Origin of the sequence: Paenibacillus sp. OV219, assembly GCF_900110075.1 — a bacterium.
GTDB lineage: Bacteria > Bacillota > Bacilli > Paenibacillales > Paenibacillaceae > Paenibacillus_Z.
The window spans coordinates 13,577-34,360 of record NZ_FOCJ01000005.1; the positions used below are offsets into that span (position 1 = coordinate 13,577).

The 20,784-nt window shown below is 46.2% G+C and carries 24 protein-coding genes; 6 read left to right on the plus strand and 18 right to left on the minus strand.

Features of this window, described 5'->3' with window-relative positions; translation table 11 throughout:
- Window positions 1–162 precede the first annotated feature (162 nt).
- The 5 genes from BMY11_RS13795 to BMY11_RS13815 form a co-directional block, all read right to left on the minus strand.
- Window positions 163–546, minus strand: coding sequence for a YhjD family protein (locus BMY11_RS13795; protein ID WP_090576858.1), 384 nt, complete (start codon window positions 544–546; stop codon window positions 163–165).
- A gap of 192 nt (window positions 547–738) precedes the next feature.
- Window positions 739–1,215, minus strand: a complete 477-nt coding sequence (locus BMY11_RS13800) for a DinB family protein (RefSeq protein ID WP_090576861.1) — start codon at window positions 1,213–1,215, stop codon at window positions 739–741.
- 137 nt (window positions 1,216–1,352) lie between these two features.
- Window positions 1,353–1,922: a dihydrofolate reductase family protein gene (locus BMY11_RS13805; protein ID WP_090576864.1), complete on the minus strand. Its 570-nt coding sequence runs from the start codon at window positions 1,920–1,922 to the stop codon at window positions 1,353–1,355.
- 226 nt (window positions 1,923–2,148) lie between these two features.
- Complete coding sequence (locus tag BMY11_RS13810; protein ID WP_090576867.1) at window positions 2,149–3,165, minus strand: Gfo/Idh/MocA family protein; 1,017 nt, start codon at window positions 3,163–3,165, stop codon at window positions 2,149–2,151.
- Window positions 3,166–3,436: 271 nt separating this feature from the next.
- Window positions 3,437–3,619: a hypothetical protein gene (locus BMY11_RS13815; RefSeq protein WP_090576870.1), complete on the minus strand. Its 183-nt coding sequence runs from the start codon at window positions 3,617–3,619 to the stop codon at window positions 3,437–3,439.
- A 105-nt stretch (window positions 3,620–3,724) separates the two neighbouring features.
- On the opposite strand from BMY11_RS13815, the gene BMY11_RS13820 reads away from it, so the two are divergent.
- The 3 genes from BMY11_RS13820 to BMY11_RS13830 all read left to right on the plus strand — a co-directional run bounded on the left by BMY11_RS13820 (window position 3,725) and on the right by BMY11_RS13830 (window position 6,825).
- Window positions 3,725–3,982, plus strand: a complete 258-nt coding sequence (locus tag BMY11_RS13820) for a hypothetical protein (protein WP_090576873.1) — start codon at window positions 3,725–3,727, stop codon at window positions 3,980–3,982.
- A 50-nt stretch (window positions 3,983–4,032) separates the two neighbouring features.
- Window positions 4,033–5,076, plus strand: coding sequence for a zinc metalloprotease (locus BMY11_RS13825; protein ID WP_090576876.1), 1,044 nt, complete (start codon window positions 4,033–4,035; stop codon window positions 5,074–5,076).
- Between the two features lie 159 nt (window positions 5,077–5,235).
- Entirely contained in the window at window positions 5,236–6,825 is a 1,590-nt protein-coding gene (locus BMY11_RS13830; RefSeq protein ID WP_090577810.1) for a phytoene desaturase family protein, read from the plus strand.
- Between the two features lie 206 nt (window positions 6,826–7,031).
- On the opposite strand, the gene BMY11_RS13835 is transcribed toward BMY11_RS13830, so the two are convergent.
- The 9 genes from BMY11_RS13835 to BMY11_RS13875 all read right to left on the minus strand — a co-directional run bounded on the left by BMY11_RS13835 (window position 7,032) and on the right by BMY11_RS13875 (window position 15,776).
- Entirely contained in the window at window positions 7,032–7,901 is an 870-nt protein-coding gene (locus BMY11_RS13835) for an NAD-dependent epimerase/dehydratase family protein (protein ID WP_256217466.1), read from the minus strand.
- Between the two features lie 120 nt (window positions 7,902–8,021).
- Window positions 8,022–8,480, minus strand: a complete 459-nt coding sequence (lspA, locus tag BMY11_RS13840; RefSeq protein ID WP_256217467.1) for a signal peptidase II — start codon at window positions 8,478–8,480, stop codon at window positions 8,022–8,024.
- Between the two features lie 42 nt (window positions 8,481–8,522).
- On the minus strand, window positions 8,523–9,722 hold the full coding sequence (locus BMY11_RS13845; RefSeq protein WP_090576882.1) for a hypothetical protein: 1,200 nt from the start codon (window positions 9,720–9,722) through the stop codon (window positions 8,523–8,525).
- 483 nt (window positions 9,723–10,205) lie between these two features.
- A complete protein-coding gene (locus tag BMY11_RS29705) occupies window positions 10,206–10,460 on the minus strand; it encodes a hypothetical protein (protein ID WP_371262830.1) in 255 nt (84 codons plus the stop codon).
- Window positions 10,461–10,591: 131 nt separating this feature from the next.
- The gene (locus BMY11_RS13855) at window positions 10,592–12,085 is read right to left on the minus strand and encodes an RCC1 domain-containing protein (RefSeq protein WP_090576886.1); all 1,494 of its coding nucleotides are present in this window, start codon (window positions 12,083–12,085) and stop codon (window positions 10,592–10,594) included.
- A 36-nt stretch (window positions 12,086–12,121) separates the two neighbouring features.
- Window positions 12,122–12,256, minus strand: coding sequence for a hypothetical protein (locus tag BMY11_RS29270; protein ID WP_256217468.1), 135 nt, complete (start codon window positions 12,254–12,256; stop codon window positions 12,122–12,124).
- Window positions 12,257–12,519: 263 nt separating this feature from the next.
- Complete coding sequence (locus BMY11_RS13865; RefSeq protein WP_090576893.1) at window positions 12,520–13,698, minus strand: NAD(P)/FAD-dependent oxidoreductase; 1,179 nt, start codon at window positions 13,696–13,698, stop codon at window positions 12,520–12,522.
- 38 nt (window positions 13,699–13,736) lie between these two features.
- Window positions 13,737–14,165, minus strand: coding sequence for a DUF1641 domain-containing protein (locus tag BMY11_RS13870; protein ID WP_090576896.1), 429 nt, complete (start codon window positions 14,163–14,165; stop codon window positions 13,737–13,739).
- 477 nt (window positions 14,166–14,642) lie between these two features.
- Entirely contained in the window at window positions 14,643–15,776 is a 1,134-nt protein-coding gene (locus tag BMY11_RS13875; protein WP_090576899.1) for an NADH:flavin oxidoreductase, read from the minus strand.
- Between the two features lie 208 nt (window positions 15,777–15,984).
- Here BMY11_RS13875 and BMY11_RS13880 point away from each other — a divergent pair, with 208 nt between their 5' ends.
- Complete coding sequence (locus BMY11_RS13880) at window positions 15,985–16,245, plus strand: ArsR/SmtB family transcription factor (RefSeq protein ID WP_371262844.1); 261 nt, start codon at window positions 15,985–15,987, stop codon at window positions 16,243–16,245.
- Between the two features lie 120 nt (window positions 16,246–16,365).
- Here BMY11_RS13880 and BMY11_RS13885 read toward each other — a convergent pair whose 3' ends face one another.
- Window positions 16,366–17,145 carry a squalene/phytoene synthase family protein gene (locus tag BMY11_RS13885; RefSeq protein WP_090576906.1) on the minus strand — a complete coding sequence of 260 codons (780 nt, stop codon included), beginning with the start codon at window positions 17,143–17,145 and terminating at the stop codon, window positions 16,366–16,368.
- Window positions 17,146–17,280: 135 nt separating this feature from the next.
- Window positions 17,281–18,162, minus strand: a complete 882-nt coding sequence (locus BMY11_RS13890; RefSeq protein WP_090576909.1) for a TolB family protein — start codon at window positions 18,160–18,162, stop codon at window positions 17,281–17,283.
- A 219-nt stretch (window positions 18,163–18,381) separates the two neighbouring features.
- On the opposite strand from BMY11_RS13890, the gene BMY11_RS13895 reads away from it, so the two are divergent.
- Together BMY11_RS13895 and BMY11_RS28875 are read left to right on the plus strand one after the other, a co-directional pair.
- Entirely contained in the window at window positions 18,382–18,588 is a 207-nt protein-coding gene (locus BMY11_RS13895; RefSeq protein ID WP_090576912.1) for a helix-turn-helix transcriptional regulator, read from the plus strand.
- Window positions 18,585–19,016 carry a hypothetical protein gene (locus tag BMY11_RS28875; RefSeq protein WP_090576914.1) on the plus strand — a complete coding sequence of 144 codons (432 nt, stop codon included), beginning with the start codon at window positions 18,585–18,587 and terminating at the stop codon, window positions 19,014–19,016. Before BMY11_RS13895 ends, BMY11_RS28875 begins: the two co-directional genes overlap by 4 nt.
- A 42-nt stretch (window positions 19,017–19,058) precedes the next feature.
- Here BMY11_RS28875 and BMY11_RS13905 read toward each other — a convergent pair whose 3' ends face one another.
- The gene (locus BMY11_RS13905; RefSeq protein ID WP_090576916.1) at window positions 19,059–20,075 is read right to left on the minus strand and encodes a Gfo/Idh/MocA family protein; all 1,017 of its coding nucleotides are present in this window, start codon (window positions 20,073–20,075) and stop codon (window positions 19,059–19,061) included.
- A gap of 151 nt (window positions 20,076–20,226) precedes the next feature.
- Complete coding sequence (locus BMY11_RS13910; protein ID WP_090576919.1) at window positions 20,227–20,757, minus strand: GNAT family N-acetyltransferase; 531 nt, start codon at window positions 20,755–20,757, stop codon at window positions 20,227–20,229.
- Window positions 20,758–20,784 lie beyond the last annotated feature (27 nt).

Consider the following 20,784-nt stretch of genomic DNA (forward strand, 5'->3'; position numbering starts at 1 on the left):
TCTTTATTAATTATTACACTTCTGACAGATAATAAAAAACGTATATGAACTTCACATGAACAAAAGAAAAAGCACCGGTCAGGGTGCCAGTCATGCTATTATTCAACAATGAATGCAAGATCCCCATCTTTCGGTTTCCCACTCGATCATCCTGGCGTTAGCTTAATCAGAAAACTTATTATTAAAGACCCTCCCGATATATTGACCGAATTTCTTAGATATTTCAGCTCTAACAAGGCTTCTCAACATCTCAAATACACCACGGTATCCTTTATTTGAGTATTCGTATTTAAAGGCCGATTTCTCACGCACCTCAGATGAATGAACCTTCCACATTTTAATGTTCGCTTCACGAAGCTGATTCCGTGTATTCATAAGATCGGCGTGGATCGTATTCTGCAGTCTTATGAGAGCTGCCTGGTAAAGGGTCTTCATTGGTGAGGTAGACTTCTCCATCTCCAAACGTTGCTTCTCAAGCATATCCAGCATGATCGGCAACAGGCAGCACTCTTTAATCAGTATGATTTCTTCTGGTGTCGAGTTCACACATATCACCTCAAAGGTAGTATATGCGAACATTTGTTTGGTTACAACCGTTTAACAAAAGATTGGTGTGTATTCGATCATTATCCAAAGGGCTCCAATCACATTAAACAATGCTCTTTTCAATCGAAATGAGCGCCGATATTGGATCGGTGCTCATTTGGGTTAGATTAGTTGCCAAAAACCACCTGCTTGTTATTTCGCTTGCATTTCTCTCGTCGGTCCAACAACACCCGGAACTGTTAAGCCCGCTTGACGAAGCAGGACCGTCATTTGACCGCGGTGGTGCGTTTGATGATCGATAAGCAGGCGCAGAAATTTGCCACGCATCATTTTACTTCCGAAAGTTTGGATTTCCTCCAGCATCTGTTCATCCGTCCATTTATTAGCTTCCAGCCCATAAGCCTTGTTGATCTCTTCATATTTGCCGACGATCTCCGCTATATGCTCTGGTGCTCGAACTCCGCGTTCCACTACTGGAACTTGAAGCCCCGCAATTTGTCCGAATATTGCCGCGGTCCCCGTCAAATGCCAAGCCAACCAACTTAACGAATTATGTCCTTCCACAATTGCGGTGTTCATCTTCTCGTCCGTAATGGATTTCATTACAGCTATTGTACCTGCCGCTGATGCAGACCAGTCATTCACAAAATCTTCCTTAGTCCGGTACATGCGTATCTTCCCTCCAAATTGAAAGTATCTTGTTCATTTTAGTCAAAAAAAGGAGAGAACTCAAATTCCGTTTATGTAGCTACACAGGTATTTCTCCCATAATATTCTAACTGAATGTTTTGACCTTGAGTCGCATGTTATTTCTCCAACTCATAGCGGACCGCGATAATGCCCGAATTGAACGTTCGGCTGGACAGCAGCTTGAGCCTAATTTTCTCACCGTCACCGTGGAATGCCGATCTTCCACCACCAAGGATGACCGGGCAAATCGTCAGCAAGAATTCGTCGACCAGGCCAAGGTCAATCAGCGTCTTCGCCGCCCCCGGACTGCCGAAGATAACGAGATTTTTGCCGGGCTGCTCCTTGAGCGCTTTGATTTCCTCTGCGATATTGTCCTTGATCAGCATCGTATTGTTCCATTCTACCTTGTCCATAGAGCCGGAAATGACGATCTTTTTAACATCCTGCAGCCATTTGGCATGCTCCCTACCGTGTTTCGACGCATTCGGATTCTCCAACACCGTGGGCCAGTAGCTCTCCATCATTTGATACGTCGTGCGTCCGTATACGGGAGAGCCGACTTCGGCTACAACCTCCTCGGCGTATTTCTCTAATTCCTCGTTGTACGGAATCCAATCCAGTCCTCCGTTCGAATCCGACGCATACCCGTCTAACGACACATGCATGAACAATACGAGTTTTCTCATGTTTGTTTCTCCTTCGATTTCGAATTTATTTGCTCGATTTGGCAGTAGGCCCGTGTTTCGTCCTGCTCTTACGTTCACTATAAAGCATTACGTACCAACGATGGAAGTAATCATAGGTATCATTAATCGAAGTATTGGCCCTTGACGGTAGAGGATAAAGCCTCTGAGATTAACCACGTCGTCCTTATACAAACGAGAAATCCCTGACCTCACTTGTCTTCGTCGCTTAGACGCTCCCTACAAGAGGTTCGATTGATACCCGTCTCTTTTCACGCGCGGAAGCAAGACATGCCTCGATGACTTGTATCGTTCGTACGCCGTCCCAAGGGTTGACTGCCTCCGGCTCTCCGTGAAGCGCCGCTCGCGCGAAACTGTCTAGTAGCCATAACTGCTGGTTCCCACGCTCGAACGGCTCCGTCCGCATCTCGCCGAGCACAGTGACCTGAATGTCAGGGCTCAGATCACCGCGAAGCGTGAATGCTGACGGCAGCCGGATAGTGCCGCGAGTACCTCGGATTTCTAATGTATTTGAGAAGTCCGCCCACAATCCGCACTGGAACATAAATGCCACATCAGCCGGAAATTCGACGAGACCGGAAGCCATCATATCAACGCCATCATGTTCCGGGGAGAAAAAAGCCTGCACCGTTGTGGCCGCTGGTTCCATCTCCAGCACATAGCGAGCCGCGCTGAGCAAGTAGCAGCCGATGTCGTACATACTGCCGCCACCCATTTCCTGATGGAATCGGATATCGCGCTCCATATTGGAGCGGTCCGACGTAAAGACACCGTGAACTGCCCTAACCGTACCAATCTCGCCTGAACGTATAATTTCCCTGACACGATCATAGCGCGGATGGAAGCGATACATTATGTTCTCCTGAAAGTGTACGCCGAATTGCTCGCAAGCTTCAACCATCTGTATCGCATGGCGCTCCGACATCGACATCGGCTTCTCGACCAACACGTGTTTGCCTGCTCGAGCGGCATGAATCGTCCATTCCTGGTGCATATGATTAGGCAACGGAATGTAGACCGCATCAATTAATGGATTGGCTAGCAACTCCATGTAGCTGCCGTATGCATCTTGTATGCCATATGCGTCTGCAAACACTCGAGCTCTTGTTTCTTCACGGCTTGCAACGGCGACTATCTCATGGATGTCCGAAGCTCGGACAGATGGAATAAACGCCTTTGTGGCAATTTGGGCGCACCCCATAATCCCCCAACGCAGCTTCCTCATCAAACTCCTCCTTCAGGATTACACTGAACTTATCGTCCACCATTAGCTTAGTGTTGTATTTGAAGTACATATTCGATTGAGGTGGACAAATTCCTCTGACATAAAAAAAGCAGCTGATCCATTTAATCAGCTGCCTTCGGGACATTGGACGATCACTCCCCCATTCAAAATGGGGCTCGTCCTTCAATGAAAGTCTCTAATTTGCTTAACAATGCCGCTACCTAATGGTGCGGTCCATCATATAATCTAGTATTCGAATTAAGAGAACGAACTAAGCGACAGAAACAATTTTGTCAAATGGGATGACTAAGATATTGATCCCATTTGAAATCGCAACAGCGTTGTCGTTAACAAAAGCTACGGTACCTAAGACCAGTATGCCCGTTGTGAGCGTGATCTGTGCGGTATCTAATGAAGTTGCGCGCAGTGTTAATAATTGCTTTATATAATCCATAGGAATGACCTCCTTTAACAATAAGACTATATTAATATATTACAATCAAAGGGCTCATGTTCTAGTCTATTAAACTATCTATTTCTATTAGGAGGTTGCTTGTAGATGAAGTTAATAGATCGCTATAACATCTACTTTCTGTCATTGAGTAAAATTACCGTGTTCCTATCCAATGGAAGAATTGTGCGTGGTCATATCATTCAGCTTCATGACGACTTCTTGTCCATCCATGACCGAACTTACGGTCCGATCGATATTCCTTTTCAATCCGTTGTTGCCGTGGCTCCTATGAGCAATCTCAGAAAGCGGACAAAGAAAAAGCGGGTAGTTCGCACCCAAGCTATTCCTCTTAGCCAAGCATAGGATGCACAATGCATGCACGATTAGTTTCCTTTTAGGAGAGGATTGATAGAGTGAGCAGTCAATACCGATGGGCAATATTATTATGCAAATGCCAGGATACGCCTGTTAATCAGCAAGCGAAAGCGTTTTTCGATCAATTATTTGCAAGGGGTTCCGGCAGCGCAATCAGTTACTGGTCCGACATGTCATACGGAAATTTGAATATTTCCAAATCGACCGTGTTTGATTGGGTCACTTGGCCGATCACAGCGGAACAAGCAAAGGGCGTTCGGCGATCCGATGCCATTGCGAACGGAATTACTGCACACCAAAATGCGGGTCACAACCTCGCAGGCTATGACAATTACCTGGTCTTCACGGATGTCCCGTTTATTGGTCAGAACGTAATGGAAGGCGGACAGCAAGGTCCCGGATCTGCAAATGGACATGTCCTTGTCGATCAGGAGCGGATGCGTCCGAGCTTTATTTTTCATGAAATGGGACACGGTCATGGATTTCAGCACTCTTATGACTTGCAAGGCAAAGACTATGGTGATCCATTCTGTGTCATGAGTGCCGAAAGTTACGGGGGGACGGATGCTCGTTTTATAGATAATCGGTTCGGACCCTCTGGCCCGTCACTTGCCTCCACCTACATCACCAGCAAGGGTTGGTTACCGCCATCCAATGTAATTAAAATCGAGTGCGATGACAAACGTCCCAAGAAGACGTCGCTCATTCTGAATCCGATACACCAAGATACGATTGGACGCGTCCAGGTAGGAATTATCAACTTCAAGGTCCCCTTCCAAGCAGCCTACTTTATCGATTATCACAAAAGTATTGGATGGGATAGCGGTTTGGCACAGGATGCCATTGTGATCCGTCAAATCCGTCCTGACAAGCGATCCCTATATGTTGGTCAAATTCCTTTCAGTGATGACACGATACCTGCCGCAGACACATTTCGCGACGCTCAATTCAATCTCTCGGTCAAATTAAACCGCATCCTAGCGCCCGATGTCGTCGAGTTAATCATTGCTCCAGCGCACGACTTCTCTCTATGGAGAATTCCAGGATCTTATTATCCGCTACCTATCTTTGATGGTTCTTAGCAATGAAAAAGCAACCGTTCACTTCGACGGTTGCTTTTCTTGTGTAATGGCCAGCTTTATTTAGGTAAATTTTGGACTAGTCGACACCAAGTGCCAGTCCTCGCCGCTTGCTTACGTTAAACTTGATCTTGTTTATAGACGCGGAGGGGGTATATGACGTTGAACAAGTACGACGTAATCATAATTGGATGCGGCCACAACGCGCTGATCACGGCCGCTTATTTGACGCGAGCTGGGAGAAGCGTTCTTATGTTGGAGAAGAATGACCGGGCTGGCGGATTTTTGCGGACGGAAGAACTGACGCTGCCCGGCTTCAAGCACGACGTCTACGCAGCAGCCCATCCGCTGTTCCTGACTGGCCCCGCTTATGCAGACTTTAGGGAAGCACTCGAGTCGCGTGGGTTGCGTTATGTGAACACGGAACTGCCGACAGGCGTTTCTATGGAGAATGGCGAGACTGCAGTTTTATCACGCTCGAGCGAGGACTTGGCCGCTGAAGCTGAGCGTCTAGCCCCCGGTGACGGGGCGGTGTTAGGACGTATGTTCGAGGAATTTGCTCCTTATGCGGGGGACGTGTTCGAATTATTTTCCTTAGATTTATCCGGATCGCAAGCTTCCAATACAATTCAGAATTTATTGTATGACGAACGAACTGGGGGCAAAAGTTACTCGGCATTCGCCGCTTCCCTATTTTCCACCGCCCGCAATGTGGTTAGAGATTTCCGGTCTCCTGTTACACGCGCGATGCTCGCTTCATGGGTCACTCACCTGGGTCGGACGCCGGACGAAATCGGCAGCGGTATCTGGGTCCCACTTACGACAATGGCGCTTATGGGCGGCGGGATGCCTATTCCCGAAGGGGGTAGCGAGAAACTTGCTCTGGCATTGACTCGTTTGGTGCAGGATCAAGGCGGCACGATCATTACGGGTACAAGAGCTGAGAAGATTATCGTCAATAACGGCAAGGCTGTCGCCGTGCGTACAGCGGAAGGCGAGGAATACCACGCTAAACATGCTGTCGTTGCCTCTACTGGTCCAGACCAGCTGTACTTGTCGCTCCTAGCGGATGCGCCAGTCAGCTCCGACATTCGCAACCAAGCAAAACGATACCGCTATGGAAGAGGCTGCGTGCAGATTCATCTAGCTCTGAAAGAAGCGCCGAAATGGCCCGATCCTCGATTTGCCAGAGTCGGTCAGCCCCATCTTACCGATGGGCTTGACGGCTTCACCCAAGCCATTGCACAAGGGATGGCCGATCTTTTGCCTGCAAAGCCGACTTTTACGGTCGATTGCTCAACCAATCTCGATCCGAGTCGAGCGCCGGTCGGCAAAGCGATTATGCGGATCCAGGTTCTAGAGGTTCCTTGCCGTCCTCGCGGCGATGCTGCCGGTCAAATTGACGTCGGAGACGGAACGTGGACCTATGAACTTACCGAAAGATTCGCTGAGCGAGTGATCGCCATAGTAGGCAAGCATATACCTAACATTCCAGACGCTATTATCGGCAAATCCGTCGTCACGCCTGATACCATTGCCCGCTTCAACCCGAATTCCGGACCTGGTGATCCATACGGTGGATCACATGACCTAATGCAGAGCTACTTGTTCAGACCGCTGCCTTCCCAGCCGGGCCATCGGTCAGAAATCGCTAACCTTTACATGCTTGGCGCTGCTACATGGCCGGGTCACGGCATAAACGGAGGATCGGGCTACATTGTGGCGCAGCAACTATTATCTCTCGACCGTTGAGCAAATCATATTTGCTTGCACGATATATTTTCGTCGGAAATGGGATCAAGTTCTTTATCATTTGGTCTTTGACAAGAACTTGATCCCATAAATAAAAAAGCCGCGATTTTTCGCGGCCTTTAATGAATTAATGTTCTTGTCGCCCGACAAATACCGTTCGATTCATCGTGCTTGTCGACAGCTTAACTTGCGTATGAGAAGAGCCATTACTGCTCCGTAAAGAAATGCTGTTGTTTCCAGCCTAATACTTCCTTTATTCTCTTATTGGACAAAAAGCTAGTACGTTCCGGAAGCTTAGACGAATATTCGGATAGCTCCGGCATAAACCGCTGTATCAACTCGGAGCTAGGTTGATCTGATGATGTATCATCAGCTGCCAGAATTAGCGAGTGCACGCCTAGCCCTTCCTTCTCAACAGCTAGACGACAAGCGACAGCCACATCGCGGACATCGATATAACTCCATAGAATGCGAAGTCGTTGTTGTGGATCATCGAACCTCTCTCTCACTTTTGGATAATCCTGTGGTTCCAAAATATTTCCAAGCCGGAACGAAATAACCTGCATTCCGGTGCGTCTATGGAAGGTTTCACCAGTCATTTCGTTCACCATCTTGGATAGTCCGTAGCTGTCTTCCGAGAGCTGCGGATGCTGCTCATCAATCGGCAAATAATTTGGAGCAAAGAACTGGCTCGCGAAGACGATACCATAAGAGGATTCGCTTGAAGCAAGTACCACCTTGGAAATGCCGAGATTAGCGGAAGCCTCAAGAATGTTGTAGGTGTTCATCACGTTATTTTTGAAGGTTACATCATTTGGGTAGATGAATGCTTGCGGTATTGCTGCAAAATGAATGACAGCATGGATCGGCAATCGATCCCCGGTACCGAATTGAGATAAAGCGTTATGTACCTGGCCTAAATCATTCAAGTCGACAATCTGAGTTGGACAGAGCGGCTCAGTTGGCAGCTTCCAATCCAGATTTAACACTTCATAGCCTTGCTCTACCAATTCTTTAACAATCCATTTCCCCGCTTTACCGCTCCCGCCTGTAACAACTACTCTTTTTCTCATCATTGATTATCCATGGCCTCCTTGGGCAATCCGTTTCAATTATCATTTTCACATGGATATTCATCGTTTGTCTAGGGCCCTGTCACCGTTAACTCAACATACATGAGGAAAAATAAACTATAACTAAGCTTTCTTTCGGAGTTTCGATAAAACGATCTGCTGGATGAAGACCACGAGCAGACCAACGTTGATTGATAGATCCGCGATATTCATGATCCCCTGCCCAGATCCGAATTGCAGGAAGTCTGTTACTTTCCCAAATAATAACCGCTCCACGCCATTCCCAGCCGCTCCTGCCACTAGGAACGCTAATCCGACATCCATCCAACGGTGATTCGAAGTTTGTTTATTTCGATAGAATATGACTATTGTAATGAAAGCCACAGCGATCACGCCAAACAATCTTCCGTTGCCTTGAAATGAACTGCGGGCTGCACCGGAATTCTGATAATATGTAAACTGCAGAATGCCTTGTCGAAACGGATGTGTATCACCAACCTGCATATTCAAACGCACGATCAATTTTGTGATCTGATCCACTACTGTCATAAGTATCGCTATCCAATAAAAGATTACAATCACCTGCTTTCAAATTCCGTTAATACCACCATCTACAAATGATTGCTATTGCATAAGTCCTTCAGCTATTTTCTCGCAATCTTCTGCTAATGGTGAATTGAACTCCTTGAATACATTAGCGAACTCGTTAAAGTATTTGATATAGTCCAGTTTCCCATCATTAAAGTAAGTTTGGTAGATGATTTTAAACTCTTTGTTAGGTAATACCCAGAAATAGATAATGATATCTCGCAAATTCGGTGGATTCATGCCCTCTTCTTCATAAGCTTGTAACGGATTGACAATCGTGAGATCGGAAAAGTCTATATGCTCAACCTTTTCTTTCGTTACTTCCATGCTGAAATGATCGATTACATAGCTCACCGTATCTTCTGTATGTTCGTTTAGTCCCGATGTTATCATATTATTGTTCATATATTCATTAATTTCTTTAATATTCGAATCCACTTCGTTTCGTACGGAACTCCGCAGTTTATTTCCTTTATCCAAGCTCTCAGATATGGATTCTAATGCTTTTCTTTCTGCTAATAAAACAAGTGATCCAACAATTTGTGATTTATAAGCATAGAGGTTATCTGGATATTCAATCTGCATTGCACTTAGAGGATAACTAGCTTCTACTACTTTGTGATCACTAATGATTTGAAGGATGTCGGTAAATCTTTCGGCTGGGTCTTTTTGTTTACTGTTCCTAACCGCCGTCGATATGATTTGTTGAAACTCCTCCACACTACGATTATTAAAAGGTACTAGCAGTTCTTTGGTAGCTTTAGAGGTAACGATTCCGTCCTTGACCTGCCAAATGCCGTCTCCATAACTATAAGACCAATAAAAGCCATCCATGGTTTTCATTAATAGAAGAATGACTTCATCTCCTTTTTTCACAAAATCTTTTGACTCTATTCCAGATGTTGAACCGTGCTGTAATAAAGTGATCGTATCTGAAGTTGGTCGTTTACCGTACAGCACTTTACTTATCTTTACGATAGCAGGTGTCACATCAAAGTCGGTATCAACCTTTGAATTTTCTATCCCCGAATCTCGTTTGCGAGTTTCTTGTAGACCTAGAATACTTCCTCTGACGACAAGTTCAACATATTTCATTTCTTGTTCCAAAAAATAAGGGTTCTGATCCGACATCATTGTGGATTCGTAGTCAGCAGTATGATTATTAACATCGGGCTTTCCACAAGCCGTTAGCAAGAACATTAACAGGGATAATACGAATAATAGAACTCGCTTCATATTGACTACACTCCTTATTTTGGAATAAACAAGCTATCCGTGAGAAGAACTGCTTGTTTTTACTCACTATTCCATTCTGCACCTCTGAAGTTAATTCCTGTGAGGTCAAAATTACTCTTGAAACTCTCAGCGATTACTTAACTTCACACGCTGGCTTGATCATCGTCGGCAAGCTAACTTGATCCCATAATAAAAAGCCGCGATTTTCGCGGCCGTTAATGAGATAATTTTCTTGTTACCTAACAAGCTCTGTTTAACTTCTCGCCGTTATTCCTACTGAGCCAGATGAATTCATGGACAGAGGTGGTTAATTAGTCTTAAAGCAAATTGAAATAAGCATCTTGATACTTCTGCATTCTCTTTTTGTCTGTATGTGTTGGCGCTTTGATTCTGTCCCAATTCATGTTGTCTCGTAAATCAGCGAACTTAACTGTTCGACCAATTTCGTTCTGCCTCGCTCTAAAAATGAACATTTCGTATGACTCATGATCTTGTCTTGTCACACTTATCAGAGCGTCTAGAATGAATGGTATTGGAGAATCCTTCGTTTTTAAGCCGCTCTAATGTAAGCTCTGTGTCTTCAATAGTATCGTGCAATACTCCAACAATTTTTGCATCTTCAGCTTCAAGAGACATCATGACACGTAGAGGATGAAGTATATACGGTTGACCAGACTTATCCTTCTGGCCTTCATGAAATAAAGCTGCTAATTCAATTGCTTTGTTAAGAGTTGACATTGATTCGGTTCGCCTCCAATTAACTGAGTCGTTTCAAATAATCCACATGCTCGATAATCAAATTCATAACAAAAAAAGCTTGATTTCTCAAGCTCTTTTACTCATTAATTTATGCAGGTGGATTTCTGTCGTTAGCGAGAAACAGTATTGATTTCCACCGTGTATTCAGCACTATTCCAAACGACTTTTGCACCAACAGTTTCGGACACAAATCGAAGCGGTACAAGCAAGCTGTCATGCGCATAAACAGGCTTTTTATCGAGATTTACAGTCTTGCCGTCAACTTCTGTTTTCCCGCTTATCGTATTGAAGACGATATGCTTATTACCTTTATCAGCAATGACGGACCTGCTTGCGATATCCCAGCGGATATTCACGCCCATTGCCTCAAGAACTCCTCGTAATGGAATGTAGGTTACTCCGTTCAATATTAGTGGAGGCACTGTTGGCTCAATGCTGTTACCGTTCAAAATAATGGAGGCAGCTTTCCTTATCGGCTTAAAACTTCCAACTTCAAAGTCTAGAGTACCTTGACCTAATTGTCCAAATTGATTAAATCCTTTCGAATAAATACTGCCGTCGTTCATCAGTACATAAATATTGCGACTACCCTCAGTGATCGCTTGTGCCTGGTTCACTGGCACCGGCAGTGCATTAAGCTCTAGATATTTCCCAGTAGCAATTTTCCACTTCCAAGCATTCCCTTTCGAATCTACCGCTGAATGAACTGTAAATGAAACAATATTGTTCATATTTAGAATCCGCTGTGGCTGAAGCTTTGATTCTGCTTTCCATGAGCTACCGCTGTAATTTTCCCACACCCATACAGCTCCGTAGCTATCCAAGGCTGCTCCCAGTGTAGAGTCAGCAGCAATTGCTTGATACTTATTGTTGCCAGACATTGGGGTCGGTTTGCGAATAAATCCATGCTGGATATCATTCACGTTGTAAGCCTGCAAGCCCCATACCCAAACATCGCCTTCTTCACTGAGCACTATTGATGTATACTGTCCCGCAGCGACACTTTTCATCTTAGGCATACCAACAACCAGTCTCGGATTCAGTCTGTTCTCTCGTGTATCGTCTCCAAGTTGGCCGTGTTCATTTCCACCCCATGCCCAAACAGTACCGTCACTTTTGACTGCAAGACTGTGATTATCTCCAGCGGCTATATGAATAACATCTGACAACCCTAGTATTTGCATCGGTTCTGTAAATAACTTCTCTCCATTACTTATTTGACCATTACCAAGTTGCCCATGCTCATTTCCACCTACTGCCCACACCGTACCGTCTTCTTTCAAAAAGAGAGTGTGCCTGTAACCGCTAGAGATTTGTCGAACGTGATCAATATGGATGCGTACTGGCAGAAAGGCTGGCGTGGTAGCGCCATGACCTAAAGCTCCATAACCTCCGCCCCAACCCCATACCGTACCGTCCTTGGCGATCGCAAAAGCTGACTCAGCTCCTGCCTCGATTTGGGTCGCCACTAAATAGCGTGAATCATCCGCTTGGACTACTAGGTTAGAACCTGATTCATTTGCCTCCACAACAACCGGAATCATTAGAAAGAAAATAGCAATTACGAGTAAAATTGATCTTAAATTATAGTTGTACAAACTCATGATAAACCCCCAACAAAATATCCTCTACTTAAGGCTTCATTCCGCTACGACCTCGAATGGCGCGGCGAGCTTGACGCTCAGCGTGCCTCCACCAAACCTTTTTACGATCTGGTATTTGCCGGGCTCTAGGTCTAACCACTGCAGTGATATTTTGTACGTCGAAACCGTCATTATTCATCTCCATGCTTGCAACATGATCTGACGCCAAGCCGTGGACGGAAATTGCTGATATCGCGGTAACCGCCGCGATCGCTGTACCAAACAGCCACTTTTTGTTCATAGAGTAAGTATCCTCGTTCCTAGGTGATGCACTTATGGACGCGATCGAATCGGGAAAGTTGCAAGGTTAAATATCCCATATAAAACAACCAGCCCCAACTCATAATGAGCCGGGGCTTGTTGCCTTGCTTTTTGCTTTCGCACTTTTGCTTAGCTTAGTATGCGAGTGAGAACAAACCGTTGATGTGCGACAGGTAACGGGCATTGCTTGCTTTCTTCATCAAGGAAGCAGGCGAGCCTTTCATCACGATACCGCTCTCACCGATGACGCCGATGCCGTCTTTACGGCCAAGGCTTGCCAGCGTGCCGGAGAACACCGGGTTGAATGTACCCATTGCAGCGCCTTTGTACGATGCTGCGATGTTCGCGCCTACAAGCTCGCCCATTTGCCATGCCAGTTGGGCAGTCGGCGGGTATGGACGGCCTTCTGTAGCGAATACGACCGCACAGTCGCCGGCAAGGGAGACTTCTGGATGCGATGTGGATTGCAGGAACTCATTGACCGTTGCGCGGCCGCGGTTCACTTCGATGCCACAGTTGCCAACGAGCGGGCTGCCTTGAACGCCGCCTGTCCATACGAGCGTATTTGTCTCGATCGTTCTGCCGTCCTTCAGCGTAACGATGTTGCCATTCACTTCCGTGATCGCAAGACCAGTCAGGAATTCTACACCACGCGATTCCAAGCTTGTAACTGCGCGCTGGATCAGCTCAGGCGAGAAGATAGGCAGGATTGTAGGCATCGCTTCGACCAGCGAAATCGAAACGTCCGAGAAGTTGACGCCGTATTCACGGCAGATTCCCGGAAGCTCGTCCGCAAGCTCGCCGACCAGCTCTACGCCGGACAAGCCGCCGCCACCGATAACGAATGTAGCGTCTGCTTTGTTCTTGCTTGTTGCATAAGCCTTGACGCGGTCTTTCACATGGTTAAATACGCGGTTAGCGTCTGAGACGGATTTCAGCGTCAGGCTATTTTCTTGCAGTCCAGGGATGCCGAAGTAGTTTGTTTCACTACCCAACGCAAGCACCAGATTATCGTAACGGTAAGAAGATCCATCGTTCAAAGCGACTTTTTTGCCTTCAACGTCGATCGTTTGCACTTCGCCGACTACGATGTTGATGGATTTGCCTTTTAGCAGTTTCGCGAGCGGCAATGCAACGGCTTTCTCGGCTACGTTGCCTGCTGCAAGACGGTGAAGCTCCGTAATGATTTGGTGGGAGCCGACGCGGTTAATGATCGTGATGCCCGCTTCTTCAGTCGTCAGATGCTGGCGTGCTGACAGCGCACTCAGCAAACCGCCGTAGCCTCCGCCTAGAATCAATATTTCTTTTCTCATGGGATCTCATCCTCCGTGCTTCAATTAGTATGATGCTTCTATTTCTTTCTTTCACCCAGGATATCGAGGTACGCTTGGCTGAAACGAAGCATCTTTTGCAGCTCCGGATCTTTCAGAAGCTTAATCATACCAAACAAACCGATTACATTCTCGTTGCTTTCTGCGCGGTCGCTTGCTTCGATAGCTGCAGACGCGTAGCCTTTCACTTTCTCTGTCAGCGGTTTCACGACTTCTTGAATGCCACCCACTGTGTCTTGGATCAAGACGCGGTCGGAAGTGACCTTTTGCGCAAGTTCGTACGTTTTCGTCATCAAGCTCATCATTTCGGACAGTTTCGGCAGTTGGTCCACCAGCTGCGTCAGCGCTTCTTGCACTTCCGGCTTCAGTAGTTGATCAAGCACGTCCGATTTCGCCAGTGCCGATACGGATTCCTGCTGCTCCAGGTCTTTTACCATTGTTTCACTCATTGTATTGCCTCCTTCAGATGTAGTCACTCAGCTGCGATCATCTTGCAAGATGAACCCCCTGCCCGCCGTTGTAGGCAGTGCAGACTTAATCCCATTAAACGTGCAACGCGGTAAAGCATTCCAACGCAAATAAATGAGGGAGTGTGAAATAAATCACAAAACACTTTGAAGATGAAAGCAACCTTTTTTCTTTCTCTACTGTACTGCTTTTTGCTCGTCTCGACTATAGATTATTTAAAAAATTATTTTTATTGTGTCAATAAAAATAATTTATCTAGCGAGAAAATTTTCCCAGTGTAGGAACCATACAGCTTAGAGGCACTGTGAAAAATGAAAACGTCACCAATTAGGGCTCATTCTCCCCCATCTATTCATCCCATCTTTAGCATGAATTTTCAATAGCTTTAGCCTGCCAGAGAGCAAAAAGAGATGACTGAAGTGTCATCTCTTTTTGTTCTGTGTTTTCAAGGAGTTGAATTAGTACAAACGCTGCAATGCGTCAGCGGAGAATGGAAGGAGTTCATTGAACCGTTCTCCCCGAACCTTCTCAGCCCAGGCAGGATCCACCAACAAGGCGCGTCCAATAGCGACGAGGTCGAATTCGTTCTGTTCTAAACGGACAAGCAGCTCGTTAATGTCGGACGTTCCTGCACTTTTTCCTCTGAAGGAGCCCATGAATTCATCATCGAGACCGACGGACCCCACCGTAATCGTAGGCTTGCCCGTTAACTCTTTCACCCATCCTGCCAAATTAAGGCTAGATCCTTCGAATTCGGGTTCCCAGAACCTGCGAGTCGAGCAATGGAATACATCCACACCTGCTTCCACGAGAGGAGCGAGTAATTGACCGAGCAGTTCTGGCGTAGCTGCGAGTTTCGCTGTATATTCAGACGATTTCCACTGCGACAATCGAATGATGATCGGGAACTCAGGACCTACTGCGCGGCGGCAAGCTTCGATGATCTCGACGGCAAATCGAGTACGTGCCTTTAAATCGCCACCGTATTCATCCGTGCGTTGATTCGTTCTCTCCCAGAGGAATTGGTCGATCAGATAACCATGGGCGCCGTGGAGCTCAATACCGTCGAAGCCAATCCGTTTCGCATCGGCTGCCGCTTGTGCGAAAGCTTGTACGACTTGATCGATTTCCGCTTGCGTCATCGGTTCATTCACTTGTTCACCCAGTAGATTGAGTCCTGAAGGTCCAATCGATGGCGCTTCCGGATGAGGAAGTGAACCGTTCATTCGGGTCATCCCGACATGCCAGAGCTGCGGCACGATACGCCCTCCCGCTTCATGCACCGCGTCAGCGACGCGTTTCCAGCCAGCAAGCGCTTCTTCTCCATGAAAGTTAGGGATATTAGCATTGTCGGTTGCCGCTGGATGATTGATCAGCGTACCTTCCGTGATGATTAAGCCAACGCCATTAGCCGCGCGTCTACGGTAATAATCTACTACGTCCTGTCCAGGTACACCTCCTGGCGAGAAGGCTCGCGTCATCGGAGCCATCACGATCCGGTTAGCTAAGCTGAGATTACCTAATGAAAAAGGACTGAACAATACTTCAACTGAATGCGAGTTCGTTGCTTGATTGGTATCTTGATTTGTCATAATTGTTCCCCCACGCCACTTGTTATTTTTTAATGAGTTCATTTTTGACATGTTATTCCAACGATTGTCTGTTTAATAATTCGATTGTTATCGAACAATAGAAATATAGCATGCGGTATGGTAAAATGCAATCACTACGTTTCGACAAGGAGGAAACATCCTGAGGATACTATATCACCCGGACAAAGCTGATATTCATCTCTCGTCCATCCTCTATGCGCTCAGTGATCCCGTTCGGTTATCTATTGTTGCAGAAATCAGCAGAATTGGAGAAAGCACTTGTGGCGGCATCGATGCTAACGTCGTGAAATCAACGTTATCCCACCATGTTCGTACAATGCGCGAAGCGGGGGTCGTACAGGTTCGCGTGCAGGGAACCCAGCGTTTCTTGTCCATTCGAACAGCTGATCTAGAAGAAAGATTCCCTGGCTTGCTAAGTTCCATTCTAAATGCCTACAATGGCTCATAGGAGCATATTTCCAACGTGCCCGAAGCTACAAACTTGTCCATTAGTTCTATGTTCAGAAAAAAAAGACACCATCCCAGGTGTCCTTAATCGATTTATACTCCGACCGAGTTGGTCGTTCATTCAGCTTAGATGATTGACAATTTTCAGAACCGTATCTCTCGTTAGCTTGCCTCCGCCTACGGAGATGAGGTTCACTGTAGCATGAGCTAACGCTAATGGGATTTTGCAAAATTTCAACGCTGGACCTTTGTTCAAATCTTCAATGTAGGAATCGGCGATTGCCAAATTGCGGCGTGTGTACTGCAGCATGTCTTTGAGTTCCCAGCCGTCCGGGAAGAAATCCACACCTCGCTTAAGATCCTCGTCTCGGTTGCGGATGATATTAACGGCCTGGAGTCCTCTTCCGAATGAAACTGACTTCACATGATCGGATTTGGTTCCGTCATTCCACAGCCATAGCTCGGACAGCATTTCGCCAACCATTCCGGCTACACTGTAGGTATAGTGGTCCAAGTCTTCTTCCGTATGAATATTCCATCCATTCTGAACCCAATCGGTCATTTGCAAAGCCATTTTACTTATGTAGCGAAATACAATCGGAGCCGCGGTAGGCGGACACAGAATCGCCCATTCATCAAGCTGCATAGAAACCGCTGGTAGTACCTCCCGATAAGGCGCTAACAGCTTTTGAGTGGCTTCGATTACTTGCGGAGAATTAAATGCCTCGTTGATCCCGCTTAACAGCGCCACCTTCAATTGTACAGAAATCTCTTCATGATCCTCGATTTCATCTATTGCACGCATACATAAATAGGCCGATGCGACTGCATCTTTTAATGCCCCATCAAGTTTACTGATCGGTATATAAAAAGTACGGCTCGTGTTCTTCAACATATCCATTGCATTTTTATTAATGGGAATTCCCTCCAAAATAGTCCTTTGAGTTTGACTGAGTTATCGCTTTATTATACATGATAACACGAATGAAGGATGTTAATAAGTACTTCGACCATTGTTACATATTTTCGAACAATATCACTCCTTCATTCTATAGCTAACGAATGCCAATTGCTTGCTATCGGGAGACCAGGAATTGACGTTAATGGTTCCCTGTCCTCCGAATAGCTTAACAAGCGTACGGAATTCACCGCCTGAGCTAGGCATGATACGGATTTCTACTTCCTTGTTGGGGGGATGGTCCCCGGGAGCGACATCGCCCTTACGATATGTAATATAAGCAACCTTTTCTCCATCAGGAGAGATATGAGGAAACCAGTTGTTGCTTTCATCAAATGTCATCTGAATCTGTTCGCTACCATTGGCATTCATGCGCCATACCTGCATAAGTCCTGTGCGTACGGAATTGAACCAAATGTGCTTGCCATCCGGTGAATATTCGGGCCCGTCATTAAGTCCAGCGGTATCCGTTAATTGCTCTTCGATGCCTCCGCTTACGGGAATGGTGTAAATATCGTATTCACCGTCCCGCTCGGCGCAATAAGCGAGTAGGGTTCCGTCCGGTGACCAACCATGCAAATAACTGGGAGCCATCGGAGTGACAAGCACGGGATTGCCACCTTGCAAGGAAAAAATATAAATACGGGACTGGCCATCCTCGTAGGTATGATGGCTGACGGCTACATGTGTGTTATCTGGTGAAAGTACATGGTCATTATTACATTGACTGGCAAAACCCGATTCGATTATTGTGCTCTCACCCGTACCGATGTCAAATGTATAGAGCCGTCCCAAGCTGTTATAGATGAGAGACTTGCCGTCGCGAGTCCAATTAGGCGCCTCAATCAGATAATCGAACTCGGCCAAGATGTAACTTTCTCCGCTTTGCACATCAACGGTTTCCAGGATACTAGTTACATTTCTTCCTTCTTCTTTACGGGGTTCTTTTAACCGCTTCATCCTACTTTCACCTCGGACTTCTATTTTCTATGATATCTGTTATCTCCAATCACATGTAAATCAATCTCTATAAATCACTTTAATAATAGCCGAAAATGTTGATGTAATCTGCTCGACAATAACTTGATCCTTTAAAATGGAAAGCACGCTTGACAGTTCTTGCGTTGCACGATATTCTCTCCTTATGGAAAGTTAGCTTTCCATAAGGAGAGTGAACACATGAACAACCGCTTAGAAGAAATCCGCAAGCAACGCGGAATTAAGCAAGAAGAATTGGCATTGGCTCTTGAAGTGTCAAGGCAAACGATCAGTTCGCTGGAAAAGGGGCGTTATAACCCATCGATCCTCTTGGCGTTCAAGATTGCTCGCTTTTTCGGTATGAGTATCGAAGAGATCTTTATATATGAGGAGGATGAGACTGTATGAAAAAAACGATTTCATCATATTTTCTTACCATTGCAGGTGTAGCACTATTTGCAGTTGGTCTGTACTTCATTAAAACAATTGAAGATCCACAAGGTTTACTGCGAGTATTACCTTCTATCAGTTTTGGGCTCGGCTGTGCTATATTCGGGCACGGTATGGGAGAATTACTCATCCGATTCACTATGAAGAATAATCCTGCCGCAGCAAAGCAGATGGAGATTGACAAGAAAGATGAGCGAAATTTGGCAATCGCTAATCGGGCTAAAGCGAAAGCATATGACATGATTGTTTTTATGTATGGAGCTTTAATATTAGCATTTTCCTTAATGGATATAGATATAACTACGTTATTTGTATTGGTTTTTGCCTATCTATTTATCCTTGGATATGGCTCTTATTACCGCGTCAAGTACTTTAAAGAGATGTAATAAACAAGGCGAACTCAAACGCTACGTTTGATCAGCCACAGTTTATAGCTGAACCGGCCGCATCCCCTGCTCCATTGAATCTGTGATCGCTTGCGTAAACCGCATATACCGCACACCTTCCTCGAACGAAGGAGCGCCTTTCTTTCCATCTGCTACGGCACGCAGAAATTGCTTCTCTACTTCCCATTTTCCTACTAAATCTTCAGGGATATCGATTCTACGTTCCCCCTCACTCGTTTGCACAAACACGAAGGGCTCGCCCTGGATGCAGCGGAGCGTCCCTTTGCTTCCGTGAATCGTCAAGCTGCATGCGACGGTGTTGACCGCTCCGGTGAATAGGGCTGTGAAAGTTGCACCGATCTTGAACTGTCCAATGACGGTAACCGAATCCGGCAAATCAACCTTAGACTTGCCGTCAAGGTCGGCTGGCCGCTCGTTCACCCAGGTTTTGCCGAGCGCGCTTAAGTGGCTGAGCGGGCCAAACCACCGGTTTAGCACCTCGCCCATAATGCCAACTTCCAGCAGATTTATCCCCTGCAGATCTTGACGCTGACGCCAATGCAGAGGCTTTTCCGGATCATTGAGCGAGCTCGTCGCATGATGGAGCATGATATGGCGAATTTCTCCGAGATGTCCTTCTGCCAAATATTGCATCACGAATGGTTCAACTGCCATATAGGTAGGAGGAGGACAAAGCATAGTTGTAAGCTTCGTATTCCGATCGGCTTCAAGCATCTCCTCGGCTTCGGCTAAATTCATGGCCATTCGTGCCTGGCAAAATACATGCTTGCCTTTGGATAGCGCGTAGCAACTGATTTCCTTGTGCATATAAGGTGGGGTGCAATTAAAGATGATGTGCACCGCCGGATCGTCCACTACTTCCTTCCAATGCTCGTATGCTTTGGCGAAACCGAACGCCTCCGCCACCTTCCTGCTGCTCTCCAGACTGCGATTAGCTACAGCAACGAACTCGACTCCTTCGATCTTCTGCAAATTAGGCAAATGCTGAGAAATCGCAATCCCGCCTGCACCGATCATTCCGATTGGAAAATGTTTCACGCTCGTCCCTCTTTTCTCCGAATAATGATAAACCCCACATCATTTTCTCATAAACTAAAATAATTCGATATGCAACAGACGAAATAAAAGCCGCGATTTTCGCGGCTTTTATTGACATGATGACTATTAATGACATGATGCTCTTGTCCTCTTAGGTCAGTACGATCATTGTTTCGCCTAACGATTGTTCCGATCGGGTTAGCTGCTTCTTCAACAGAACCATCTTGCCGTCATCCACGGTCTCGAGCTCGTAAATGCGTTCGTAACCTCTTCGCTCGTACATCTGCACGAGCCACGGATGGCGTTCGGCTGTACCAAGTGTAACCGCTTCTGCCTTCCACTTGCCACGGGCTATGTCTTCTTCTACCCATGTGAGAAGACAGTTGCCGACTCCTTGACCTTTGAAAGCGGGCTCAACCGCAAATTTCATGATAAATGGAAAATCAGCAATTGCCTTTAGCTGCTCAACTGGCTCGGAGATGGTGACTGTCGCAATGATTGCACCGTCACGAACAAGCACGTAACATTCATGATTTGCGACAGTGTCCCGCACCATCTCAATGTCTGCGTAAGCCGCTGGGAAATTAATGCCTAACTCCCGAATCGTCTCATAAGCCCTCAGAATGACGCCAAGCAATTCCTCGGCATCATCTAGCGTAGCCAATCGATAGATATCACTCATTCTCGTCACCTCGTTTATGATTAAGAC

Coding starts and splice junctions, on each gene's coding strand:
- BMY11_RS13865 (WP_090576893.1), bottom strand. CDS start 13,698: ATGAGAAAAGAAATATTGATTCTAGGCGGAGGCTACGGCGGTTTGCTG.
- BMY11_RS13855 (WP_090576886.1), bottom strand. CDS start 12,085: ATGAGTTTGTACAACTATAATTTAAGATCAATTTTACTCGTAATTGCT.
- BMY11_RS13810 (WP_090576867.1), bottom strand. CDS start 3,165: ATGAGGAAGCTGCGTTGGGGGATTATGGGGTGCGCCCAAATTGCCACA.
- BMY11_RS13870 (WP_090576896.1), bottom strand. CDS start 14,165: ATGAGTGAAACAATGGTAAAAGACCTGGAGCAGCAGGAATCCGTATCG.
- BMY11_RS13805 (WP_090576864.1), bottom strand. CDS start 1,922: ATGAGAAAACTCGTATTGTTCATGCATGTGTCGTTAGACGGGTATGCG.
- BMY11_RS13875 (WP_090576899.1), bottom strand. CDS start 15,776: ATGACAAATCAAGATACCAATCAAGCAACGAACTCGCATTCAGTTGAA.
- BMY11_RS13800 (WP_090576861.1), bottom strand. CDS start 1,215: ATGTACCGGACTAAGGAAGATTTTGTGAATGACTGGTCTGCATCAGCG.
- BMY11_RS13910 (WP_090576919.1), bottom strand. CDS start 20,757: ATGAGTGATATCTATCGATTGGCTACGCTAGATGATGCCGAGGAATTG.
- BMY11_RS29705 (WP_371262830.1), bottom strand. CDS start 10,460: ATGTCAACTCTTAACAAAGCAATTGAATTAGCAGCTTTATTTCATGAA.
- BMY11_RS13890 (WP_090576909.1), bottom strand. CDS start 18,162: ATGAAGCGGTTAAAAGAACCCCGTAAAGAAGAAGGAAGAAATGTAACT.
- BMY11_RS13845 (WP_090576882.1), bottom strand. CDS start 9,722: ATGAAGCGAGTTCTATTATTCGTATTATCCCTGTTAATGTTCTTGCTA.
- BMY11_RS28875 (WP_090576914.1), top strand. CDS start 18,585: ATGAAAAAAACGATTTCATCATATTTTCTTACCATTGCAGGTGTAGCA.
- BMY11_RS13815 (WP_090576870.1), bottom strand. CDS start 3,619: ATGGATTATATAAAGCAATTATTAACACTGCGCGCAACTTCATTAGAT.
- BMY11_RS13820 (WP_090576873.1), top strand. CDS start 3,725: ATGAAGTTAATAGATCGCTATAACATCTACTTTCTGTCATTGAGTAAA.
- BMY11_RS13885 (WP_090576906.1), bottom strand. CDS start 17,145: ATGGATATGTTGAAGAACACGAGCCGTACTTTTTATATACCGATCAGT.
- BMY11_RS13835 (WP_256217466.1), bottom strand. CDS start 7,901: ATGATGAGAAAAAGAGTAGTTGTTACAGGCGGGAGCGGTAAAGCGGGG.
- BMY11_RS13895 (WP_090576912.1), top strand. CDS start 18,382: ATGAACAACCGCTTAGAAGAAATCCGCAAGCAACGCGGAATTAAGCAA.
- BMY11_RS29270 (WP_256217468.1), bottom strand. CDS start 12,256: ATGACGGTTTCGACGTACAAAATATCACTGCAGTGGTTAGACCTAGAG.